The sequence below is a fragment of the Micromonospora sp. CNZ303 genome (assembly GCF_004345505.1).
Genome location: NZ_SLVT01000025.1, coordinates 90,133 through 100,616, shown reverse-complemented (window position 1 = coordinate 100,616; position 10,484 = coordinate 90,133). Strand labels below are relative to the sequence as shown.

Annotated in this window: 10 protein-coding genes; 5 read left to right on the top strand and 5 right to left on the bottom strand. The window is 73.6% G+C overall.

What is annotated here, in order from left to right:
* Nucleotides 1-113: 113 nt before the first annotated feature.
* Complete coding sequence (locus EV374_RS29210) at nt 114-407, bottom strand: antibiotic biosynthesis monooxygenase family protein (protein ID WP_132240368.1); 294 nt, start codon at nt 405-407, stop codon at nt 114-116.
* Between the two features lie 100 nt (nt 408-507).
* Between EV374_RS29210 and pnuC the strand changes: the two genes are divergently transcribed.
* From pnuC to EV374_RS29195, 3 genes are all read left to right on the top strand, one after another.
* Nucleotides 508-1,161 (top strand): nicotinamide riboside transporter PnuC, encoded by a 654-nt coding sequence (gene pnuC / locus EV374_RS29205; RefSeq protein WP_132240367.1) that lies wholly within the window; start codon nt 508-510, stop codon nt 1,159-1,161.
* Nucleotides 1,158-2,285 (top strand): AAA family ATPase, encoded by a 1,128-nt coding sequence (locus tag EV374_RS29200; protein ID WP_486486025.1) that lies wholly within the window; start codon nt 1,158-1,160, stop codon nt 2,283-2,285. Before pnuC ends, EV374_RS29200 begins: the two co-directional genes overlap by 4 nt.
* Nucleotides 2,286-2,628: 343 nt before the next feature.
* Nucleotides 2,629-3,630, top strand: a complete 1,002-nt coding sequence (locus EV374_RS29195) for a TerC family protein (RefSeq protein ID WP_132240366.1) — start codon at nt 2,629-2,631, stop codon at nt 3,628-3,630.
* Nucleotides 3,631-3,692: 62 nt separating this feature from the next.
* Here EV374_RS29195 and EV374_RS29190 read toward each other — a convergent pair whose 3' ends face one another.
* Together EV374_RS29190 and EV374_RS29185 are read right to left on the bottom strand one after the other, a co-directional pair.
* Nucleotides 3,693-4,610 (bottom strand): NlpC/P60 family protein, encoded by a 918-nt coding sequence (locus EV374_RS29190; protein WP_132240365.1) that lies wholly within the window; start codon nt 4,608-4,610, stop codon nt 3,693-3,695.
* 58 nt (nt 4,611-4,668) lie between these two features.
* Nucleotides 4,669-5,766: a dipeptide epimerase gene (locus EV374_RS29185; protein ID WP_132240364.1), complete on the bottom strand. Its 1,098-nt coding sequence runs from the start codon at nt 5,764-5,766 to the stop codon at nt 4,669-4,671.
* Between the two features lie 205 nt (nt 5,767-5,971).
* On the opposite strand from EV374_RS29185, the gene EV374_RS29180 reads away from it, so the two are divergent.
* Entirely contained in the window at nt 5,972-6,769 is a 798-nt protein-coding gene (locus tag EV374_RS29180; RefSeq protein WP_132240363.1) for a tyrosine-protein phosphatase, read from the top strand.
* Between the two features lie 4 nt (nt 6,770-6,773).
* Here the strand turns inward: EV374_RS29180 and EV374_RS29175 are convergent, their stop codons facing one another.
* Entirely contained in the window at nt 6,774-7,634 is an 861-nt protein-coding gene (locus EV374_RS29175; protein WP_132240362.1) for a serine hydrolase, read from the bottom strand.
* A 65-nt stretch (nt 7,635-7,699) separates the two neighbouring features.
* Between EV374_RS29175 and EV374_RS29170 the strand changes: the two genes are divergently transcribed.
* Nucleotides 7,700-8,365, top strand: coding sequence for a methyltransferase domain-containing protein (locus EV374_RS29170; protein WP_132240361.1), 666 nt, complete (start codon nt 7,700-7,702; stop codon nt 8,363-8,365).
* Between the two features lie 219 nt (nt 8,366-8,584).
* Here EV374_RS29170 and typA read toward each other — a convergent pair whose 3' ends face one another.
* Nucleotides 8,585-10,453, bottom strand: coding sequence for a translational GTPase TypA (gene typA, locus EV374_RS29165; RefSeq protein ID WP_132240360.1), 1,869 nt, complete (start codon nt 10,451-10,453; stop codon nt 8,585-8,587).
* Between the last annotated feature and the right edge of the window lie 31 nt (nt 10,454-10,484).

Here is a 10,484-nt window from a genome sequence, read left to right as displayed (position 1 = left end):
CAACTCCCCATGCCACCGAGCAACATCAACATCCGTCACAGGCAGACCAACGAACACAAGTCGAACTCGATTCGCCTACTGCCGTTGCAGTACTAGGGCAGGGGTACGACAGCTCAGGCCGGCACGTCCACGAAGTGCTCGACCAGCGGCGGGTTGGCGAAGTACGGGCCGATCAGCGCCCGCCACTGCGCGAAGCGCTCGGTGGCGCGGAAGTTGTCGTTGTGCGCCTCGACGGAGTCCCACTCGACCAGCAGCACGAACCGGCTCGGGGACTCGACGCCCCGGGTCATCCGCACCGACCGGCAGCCGGGCGTGCCGGCGAGCACCGGATGCCCCTTGGCGTACGCGGCGGCGAACTCGTCCTCGTGTCCGGGCAGTACGTCGATGAGCGCGACCTCAAGCACCATGCCCGGGAGCCTTTCACGCCGCCGTGCCGGCCGAGCTTCGCGGGGGCCTGTTCCCGCTGGCCGGGCGGATCTAGGGTGGGCGCGCGGAAAGGGGAGGCGAATGATCGACTGGCTGACCGGTACGGCGTTCACCGTGGCCGGCACCGGCACCACCTGGGCGGAGCTGCTGGGCTTCGCCACCGGGGTGCTCAACGTCTGGCTGGTGGCCCGGCAGCGGATCGCCAACTGGCCGGTCGGCATCGCCAACGTGCTGCTGCTGATGCTGCTGTTCTGGACGGCGGGTCTCTACGCCGACGCCGGCCTCCAGGTCGTCTACGTCGGCCTGGGCCTGTACGGCTGGTGGGCGTGGCTGTACGGCGGCGAGCGGCGCACCCGGCTCACGGTTGGCCGGACGGGCCGTCGGGAGTGGTGGGCGCTGGCGGCGGCGGGCGTGGTGCTGACCGGCGGGCTCTGGGCGCTGCTGGACGGGGCCACCGACTCCACCGTGCCGCTGCCCGACGCGCTGACCACCGCGCTGTCGCTGCTGGCGACGTACGGGCAGACCCGCAAGCGGGTGGAGAGCTGGTGGCTGTGGATCGCCGCCGACCTGATCTACATCCCGCTCTACGCCTACAAGGGCCTGTACCTCACCGCGGCCCTCTACGTGATCTTCCTCGGGCTCTGCGTGCTCGGGCTGCGCGAGTGGCGGGCGGACCTGCGGCGCGGAGCCGCCCCGACCCCGGTGCCCCCGGGCCCGGCCCCGGCAACGGCGTGACCGGGGCGGCCACCGGCCGAACGCCGGCGGAAGACGTCGGCACCGGACCGGCGGCGCCGGAGTTCCGGCACGCGATGGTGGTGGGCAAGTTCTATCCGCCGCACGCGGGCCACCACGCGCTGATCGAGGCCGCCGCCGCCCGCTGCGCGGCCGTCACCGTGGTGGTGGCACCGTCGCGCCGGGAGTCGATCCCGCTCGCGCTGCGGCTGGACTGGCTGCGCGAGGTGCACGCGGCCACCCCGTGGGTCCGTTTCGTGGGCCGCTACGACGACCACCCGGTGGACTACGCCGACCCGGCGGTCTGGGACCTGCACTGCGCGGTGTTCCGCGAGGCGCTGGGCGGGGCGCCGGTGGACGCCGTCTTCTCCTCCGAGGCGTACGGCGAGGAACTGGCCCGGCGGTTCGACGCGGTGTCGGTCTGCGTGGATCCGGGGCGGGGCGGCGTGCCCGTGTCGGGGACGGCGGTGCGCGCGGACCCGGCGGGTCACTGGGACCGGCTCAGCGCGCCGGTGCGGGCGTGGTTCGTCCGGCGGGTGGTGGTCGTCGGCGCGGAGTCGACAGGCACCACCACGATGGCCGCCGCCCTCGCCGCGCACTACGGCACCCGCTGGGTCCCGGAGTACGGCCGGGAGCTGACCGCGCGGAAGCTGGCCCGGCTGCGCGGGCGGGATCCGGCGGCGACGGTCTTCGACGTGGCCTGGGACCGCGACGACTTCGCCGAGGTGGTCCGGCAGCAGCAGGCGGCGGAGGACGACGCGGCGCGCTCGTGCGGCCCGCTGCTGTTCTGCGACACGGACGCGCGGGCCACCGCCGTCTGGGAGGAGCGGTACCTGGGGTCGACGTCGGCGCGGGTGCGCGCGGCGGCCCGGCGTCCCGCGCTGTACCTGCTGACCGACCACGACGGGGTGCCCTTCGACGACGACGGGCTGCGCGACGGCGAGCACCTGCGGGCGTGGATGACGGGGCGCTTCCGGGCGGAACTGGCCGGCTGCGGGGTGCCGGTGGTCGAGCTGGCCGGCCCGCACCGGCGGCGACTGGCCCGGGCGGTGGCGGCTTGCGACGCGGTGCTGGCGGCGGGCTGGTCGCTCGCCGATCCGCTGGTCGCGCCCGATTCGGAGCACTAGCCTCCTAGGACGCTCTACGGGTGGTGCGGCCGGTCTCGATGCCCGCCGCCGACCGGCATCGATGCGTCGGGGTGGGAAAGGACACTCGCGACCCGAGATGCGGCCACTGGCGGCGGTGGGCCAGAATGACGGGCGAGGAGGGGAGTATTCCCCCGCGACGGAGTCGTCAGCACGGTCGAGCGCCGATCCCTGGACGCACGACCCGGCCCGTCGGTCGCCGCCCCCTCGGGGACGGCGACGGAAGAGACCTCCGACAGTCACCAGAGTCAGCGTCGCCGGCACACCGCGTCCACGAAGGGCGTACGGTGTGCCCGTCGTTGCGTGTCTGCCGGAGGAATGAACCTTGGACGTGTCCGGACTGGTCTGGGTGGGGACGCTCGTCGCCCTGACCGGGATCCTGCTCGTGGATCTGCTGATCGTCGGTCGGCGGCCGCACGAGCCCAGCGTGCGTGAGTCGAGCCTCTGGGTCGGCTTCTACGTCGCCCTGGCACTGATCTTCGGCGGTGGCGTCTGGCTGGCCTCCGGGGCCAGCGCGGCCGGGCAGTTCTACACCGGCTGGCTGACCGAGTACAGCCTCTCGGTCGACAACCTGTTTGTCTTCGTGATCATCATGGCGCGGTTCGGGGTGCCCCGGCAGTACCAGCAGAAGGTGCTGCTCATCGGCATCGTGCTGGCGCTGGTCATGCGGGGCGGCTTCATCGCGGCCGGCGCGGCGCTGATCTCCCAGTTCTCCTGGGTGTTCTACATCTTCGGCGCGTTCCTGATCTACACCGCGATCAACCTCGCCCGGCAGGGCGAGCCCGACGAGGACGAGTTCTCCGAGAACCTGCTGATCCGGTGGAGCCGCAAGGCGCTGCCGATCTCCCGGGACTACGACGGCGCCAGGCTGACCACCCACACGGCGAAGGGCAAGCGGATCTTCACGCCGATGCTGATCGTCATGATCGCCATCGGCACCACCGACCTGATCTTCGCGCTCGACTCGATCCCGGCGATCTTCGGCATCACCCAGGAGCCGTACCTGGTCTTCACCGCCAACGTCTTTGCGCTGATGGGCCTGCGGCAGCTCTACTTCCTGCTCGGTGGCCTGCTCAACCGCCTGATCTACCTCAGCTACGGCCTGGCCGTGGTGCTCGGCTTCATCGGCGTCAAACTGGTGCTGGAGGCCCTGGCGGACAACAGGCTGCCGTTCATCAACGGCGGCGAGCACGTCTCCTGGGCCCCGCACATCCCGATCTGGCTCTCACTGACGATCATCCTCGGCACCCTCGCGGTGGCCACCGTGGCCAGCCTGGTCAAGTCCTCTCGGGACCGGCGGCGGGTGCTGGCCGACGCCCGCCACTGAGGCGTACGCGACGCGACGAGAGGGGCGCCCCACCGGGGCGCCCCTCTCGTGTCGTACGCGGGTCAGACGCGGTGCACGCCGACCAGGGTGGCGGTGCGCTCGTCGGGCAGCCGCTCCTCCAGCACCCGGCGCCGCAGGTAGCAGGCGTGCAGCATCCGCCGGTCGTCGCCGGGGCGCGGGTCGGCGGTGACGATCCCGATGTGGTGGATCCTGCGCCCGGGGCGGGCGAAGAAGTAGAGGTCACCGGGGCGTTCCGCGCCCAGCGGCACCGGCGTGGTCACCGTCGCCTGGTCGCTGGCGTCGCGCGGCAGCAGCACGCCGAGCCGCCGCCAGGCCAGGTGGACCAGGCCGGAGCAGTCGATGCCGTACGCCGACACCCCGCCCCAGATGTAGACGACGTCGACCAGGCGCTGCGCCACGGCCAGCACCTCCTCGGCCGACGGGGGCGCCGTGGGCACCGGCACCGCGTCGCCGGCGGGCAGCCAGAGTGGCGCGGAGTGGCCCGGCGCGTGCACCGGCTGCCAGCCGTCGACCGCCGGCCCGGCCGGGATCAGCCGGGTGCCCAGGATCACCCCGGAGAGCAGCTCGGCGCCCCCCGGCGCGTCGCGCAGCGCGGTGACGGTGGCGTCGACCACGAGCGGGTCCGCCTCGGGGGCGCCGGCCACGGGGGCGAGCTGCTCGGTGGGCAGCCAGCCGGGGTAGCCGCGCGGGTGCAGCCGGGGGGCCGGCTGCTCGACCGCCACCACCTGGGCCCAGCCGTCGGGGCGCAGTTCGGTGACCAGCACCCGCTCGCCGAGCAGCAGCTGGCTCAGTACGCAGTCGCCGACCTGCTGGTCGGTGTCCATGCCGGAGATCCAGGCGGCGATGTCCGTACGCGCGGCCAGGGCGGGGCCGTCGACGGGTCGTACCGCCTCGGGGCAGCTCCAGAGGGTCGCGACGGCGACCCGGACCACGGCCTCCCGGCCCGGTTGCAGCTCCACGTCCACCCCCAGCTCGCGCCGAATGTTCCCGCGACCATATGAAAGTTTTCGACGAGCATCAACCAGCAGTCTGCATCTTTACTTCAGTCACGGAGCTGATGCCCAGGCCCGGCGCGTCCGGCAGCACGACGGTCGCTCCGTCGTACCGCAGGCCGCCGCGCACCGGCGACCAGGCCAGCCACCAGGCGGCGTCCAGGTCGGCCACCGCGGTGGTGCCGTAGGCGCCCACCAGGCTCGCGGCGGCGCCGATGCCCACCTGGCTCTCCATCATCGACCCGACGACGGTGCCGAGGCCGTGCGCGGCGGCGAGGTCGAGCAGCGTCCGGGCCGGATGCAGGCCGCCGCACTTGGCGAGCTTGACGTTGACCATGTCGGCGGCCCGGCGGCGGATCACCTCGACCAGGTCGCGGACGCCGAAGACCGACTCGTCGGCGAGGACCGGCACGTCCACCCGGTCGCTGACCCAGGCCAGCCCGTCCAGGTCCCAGCGGGCGACCGGCTGCTCGACCAGCTCCACGTCCAGCCCGGCGTCCTCGACGCCCCGGATCACCCGGACCGCCTCGCGCGGGGTCCAGCCCTGGTTGGCGTCCAGCCGGATGCGGACCCCGTCGCCGACGGCGGAGCGCACCGCGCGGACCCGCTCCAGGTCGCCGGCCGCGTCGGTGCCCACCTTCAGCTTCAGCACGCCGAAGCCCTCCGCCCGCCGCTGCCGGGCCGCCGCCGCCAGGTCCACCGCGTCGCCCGCAGCGAGCGTGACGTCCGTGGGCACCCGCAGGGCGGTGCCCCCGAGCAGCCGCACCAGCGGTACGCCGAGTCGCCGCGCCGCCAGGTCGTGCAGCGCGACGTCGACGGCCGCCTTGGCCGCCTCGTTGCCGACGACCGCCCGTTGCACCTCGATGCAGCGGGCCACCAGGTCGTCGGCGTCGCGGCCGGTGAGCGCCGGGCCGAGCAGCTCGCGCACGCACGCCTCGGAACCGGCGACCGACGCCCCGGTGACCTGCCACACCTGCGGCGCCTCGCCGAAGCCGGACCGGCCGTCGGCATCGACCACCTCCACCACCAGGGTCTCCACCGTGGTGGTGCGGCGCAGCGCGGTCACGAACGGCGTGTGCAGGGGCGCAGAGAGCCGGTGGGTGCGTACCGCGGCGATCGTCATGTGCGGCACCCTATACGGGCACGGGCAGGCGAAGGGGAGGCCGGCATGAGCGAGCGGAGTGAGCGAATCATCAGGTGCAGGGCGGTGGTGTCTCATGGCGGCACGGAGCGCAGCGGAGTGCGGCCATGAGCGAGCGGAGTGAGCGAATCATCAGGTGCGGGGCGGTGGTGCCTCGTGGCGGCACGCGGCGCGGCGGAGCACCGGCATGAGCGGGCGGGACTGGGAACTGGTGGGCGCGCCGAACGCGCGGGACCTCGGCGGCCTGGTCGGCGCCGACGGCCGCAGGGTGCGCCCGGGGGCGCTGATCCGCACGCCGGCGCTGGGTCGGCTGACCGACGAGGACCTGCCGGTGCTGGCCAAGCTCGGCCCGGCCTGTGTGGTCGACCTGCGGGACCACTCGGAGACGGCGGTCGCCCCGCCGGACCGGCTGACCGGCCAGCCGCGGGTGGTGCACCTGCCGGTGCACGACGCCGAGCACCCCGTCTTCACGTACGTCTCGGCGGTGCTGCTCGGCCACGACCTGGGCGCGTACGCGGGCCTGGCGGAGCAGGGCACGCCGGCGGCGATGGCGGCGATCTACCGCTGGTTCGTCAGCGGGGAGTCGGCGCGGGCGAACTTCGGCACGGCGGTGCGGCTGGCGGCCCGGGCGGAGAACCTGCCGCTGGTCTACCACTGCTCCGCGGGCAAGGACCGCACCGGCTGGTTGACGGTGCTGCTGCTCAGCGCGCTCGGCGTGGACGAGGCGGCGATCCGGGCGGACTACCTGGCGAACAACCGGCTGACCGAGAGCCTGCGGGAGGTCCTGCTGGAGGCGATGCGGCGGCGGTCGCCGGAACTGGACGTCGAGGCGGTGCGCCCGGTGCTGGAGGTGCGCGAGGAGTACCTGGACGCCGCGTACGCGGAGGTGCGCCGGGTGCACGGGTCGATCGGGGCGTACCTGCGCGACGGCCTCGGCGTGACCGACGACGTGGTGACGGCGCTGCGGACACACCTGCTGGAGTGAGGCCTCAGGTCAGGTCGTGCCGGGCGGCCCAGGCGGCGGCGGACACCCGCGCGATCAGGCGGCAGGCGTCGTCGTCCTCCTCGCCGCTGGGGCCGCCGTCGGCGAGGTCGGTGGTGGTGCAGACGACGACGGCGTACGGCGGCGCGTCGTCGGGGAAGACGACCCCGGCGCCGTGCCGCACGCCGCGCACCCAGCCGTTCTTGTGCGCGATGCGGGTGCCCTCGGGCAGCCCGGCGGCCAGGTCCTCGCGGTGCTCCTGGGCGAACAGCACGTCGAGCATGGCGGCGCAGCCGGCCGGCGAGGCCAGCGGACCCGGGGTCTCCGCGCCGGCGGCCAGCGCACCGAGCAACGCGGCGAGGTCGGTGGCGGTGACGAGGTTGGTGACGCCCGCCTCGCGGGCCGCGAAGTCCTCGATGCCCCGGCCGGTGACGCTGTGCCGGGCCCCGGCGAGGTCCCACACCCGCGCCACCGCCGGCAGTCCGACGTGGCCGATGACCAGGTTGGTGGCGAGGTTGCTGGAGCGGACGATCATGCGGTGGGCGAGCCAGCGCGGTGTCGCCTCGGCGCCGACACGCTCCCAGACCGCCTCGTCGTTGTCGTAGTGCCGGGCGCAGGAGAACCGGGGCGCGCCGGGCAGCGCCGAGTCGAACTCGTTGCGCACCGGCACCGGGGCGTCCAGGTCGAGGGCGCCGGCCTCGGCGGCGCGGTGCAGCGCGACGAGCACCGCCGCCTTCATGGTGCTGGCCGCGTAGTGGGTCGCGTCGGCGTGCCGGGTCCAGGCGGGGGTGGCGCCGACCCGCCCCACGTACGCCGACACCGTGCCGGGCACCCCGTCCAGATGGGCGTCGAGCTCGTCCCAGGTCATGCGGCTGACCGTAACGGATCGCCGACGGGGCGGCGGGGCGGGGCGTTCGGCCGTACCGTGCGGGGATGACGGTTGCCGCCTACGACGCGCACGCCGACTGGTACGAGGCGTTCGCCACCGACACGTCCAGCGACTACCTGACCCGGGTTCGCGACCAGCTCCGCGACCTGCTCGGCACCGGCCCCGGCCGCTGCCTCGACCTGTGCTGCGGCACGGGGCTCCAGGCGGCGGAGCTGCGCCGCCTGGGCTGGCAGCCGGTGGGGGTCGACCTCTCCGGGGGGCAGCTGCGGCACGCCCGCCCGCGCCTGCCGGTGGCCCGCGCCGACGCGGCGGCGCTGCCGCTGGCCGACGCCTCGGTGCCGGCGGTGGCGTGCGTGCTGGCCCACACCGACGTGCCCGACTACGCGGCGGTGGTCGCCGAGGCGGCGCGGGTGCTCGCGCCCGGCGGGCGGTTCGTGCACGTGGGGGTGCACCCGTGTTTCGTGGGGGCGTTCGCCGACCGCTCCGATCCGGCGCGGATCGTGATCGACGGCGGCTACGCCGACCGGGAGCGCAGCTTCCGGGCCTGGTCGCCGCACGGGGTGCGGGTGCGCGTCGGCGCCTGGCACGTCCCGATGGCCGGCCTGCTCAACGCGGTCACCGACGCCGGCCTGACGCTGGTGCGTACCACCGAGGCGGGGTCCGGCCGGGTGCCCGACCTGTTCGCCTTCCTCGCCACCCGCCCGGCCTGACGACCCGCGCCGCCCCGCCCCCGGCCTGTCGCCCGCTCCCCGCCTGACGTGGTCCGGGGCGGCGAGGTGACGGTGCGGCACCCGCGCCGCGCGTGCGGGGACCTGGGAGGACTTCGACGCGCAGGGCCGGCCGCCACCGGACGGCGTGGCGGGGCCGTGACGGGCGGAGCCCGGACCGCGTGGCGCGGTCCGGGCTCCGGGGGAGACTGCCGTCGTACGTCAGCCGGCGTGCTTGCGGCGGGCGGCGGCCCGACCGCGGAGCTGCTGGTCGAGCACCACCTTGCGGATCCGGACCGCGGCCGGGGTCACCTCGACGCACTCGTCCTCGCGGCAGAACTCGAGGGCCTGCTCCAGCGACAGCTTGCGCGGCGGGATCAGCTTCTCGGTCTCGTCGGAGGTCGACGCGCGCATGTTGGTGAGCTTCTTCTCCTTGGTGATGTTGACGTCCATGTCGTCGGAGCGGGAGTTCTCCCCGACGATCATGCCCTCGTACACCTCGGTGGTCGGCTCGACGAAGAGCTGGCCGCGCTCCTGGAGGTTGATCATGGCGAACGACGTGACGGCGCCGGCCCGGTCGGCGACCAGCGAGCCGTTGTTGCGGGTGCGCAGCTCGCCGAACCACGGCTCGTACGACTCGAAGACGTGGTGCAGGATGCCGGTGCCCCGGGTGTCGGTGAGGAACTCGGTGCGGAAGCCGATCAGGCCCCGGGCCGGGACCAGCCACTCCATCCGGATCCAGCCGGTGCCGTGGTTGACCAGCTGCTCCATCCGGCCCTTGCGGGTCGCCAGCAGCTGGGTGATCGCGCCGAGGTACTCCTCCGGGGCGTCGATGGTGAGCCGCTCGACCGGCTCGCAGGTCTTCCCGTCGATTTCCCGGGTGACGACCTGCGGCTTGCCGACGGTCAGCTCGAACGACTCGCGGCGCATCTGCTCGACCAGGATGGCCAGCGCCAGCTCGCCGCGGCCCTGCACCTCCCACGCGTCGGGGCGCTCGGTGGGCAGCACCCGCAGCGACACGTTGCCGATCAGCTCCTTGTCGAGCCGGTCCTTGACCATCCGGGCGGTGACCTTGGCGCCCTTGACCCGGCCGACCAGCGGCGAGGTGTTGGTGCCGATGGTCATCGAGATGGCCGGCTCGTCGACGGTGATCAGCGGCAGCGGGCGCGGGTCCTCCGCGTCGGCCAGGGTCTCACCGATCATGATCTCGGGGATGCCGGCGACGGCGATGATGTCGCCGGGGCCCGCCGAGTCGGCCGGCTTGCGCTCCAGGCCCTCGGTCATCAGCAGCTCGGAGATGCGGACCCGCTGGGTGCTGCCGTCGGTGCGGCACCAGGCCACCGTCTGGCCCTTGCTGATGGTGCCCTGCCGCACCCGGCACAGCGCCAGCCGGCCGAGGAACGGGGAGGCGTCGAGGTTGGTGACGTGTGCCTGCAGCGGCGCCTCCTCCTCGTACGAGGGCGGCGGGATGGTGTCCAGCAGGGTCCGGAACAGGGGCTCCAGGCTGGTGCTGTCGTCGGGGACCGCGCCGTCGGCGGGCTGGGTCAGCGAGGCGATGCCGTCGCGGGCGCAGGCGTAGACGATCGGGAAGTCGATCTGCTCCTCGTCGGCGTCCAGGTCGAGGAAGAGCTCGTAGGTGTCGTCCACGACCTCCTTGATCCGGGCGTCGGGGCGGTCCACCTTGTTGATCACCAGGATGATCGGCATGCGCGCCTTGAGCGCCTTGCGGAGGACGAACCGGGTCTGCGGCAGGGGGCCCTCACTGGCGTCCACCAGCAGCACCACGCCGTCGACCATGGTCAGGCCGCGTTCGACCTCGCCGCCGAAGTCGGCGTGGCCGGGGGTGTCGATGATGTTGATGGTCACCGGGTCGGAGCCGTCGGCCGGCATGTACCGCACGCCGGTGTTCTTGGCCAGGATGGTGATGCCCTTTTCCCGTTCGAGGTCCATCGAGTCCATGACCCGTTCGGTTACCTCGCCGCGGGCGCCGTAGGCGCCGGCCTGCCGCAACATGGCGTCGACCAGGGTCGTCTTGCCGTGGTCGACGTGGGCGATGATGGCGACGTTGCGGAGGTCGGTGCGAAGCTGCATACCCTCCATACTCCTGTCTGCGGTTGCCGGG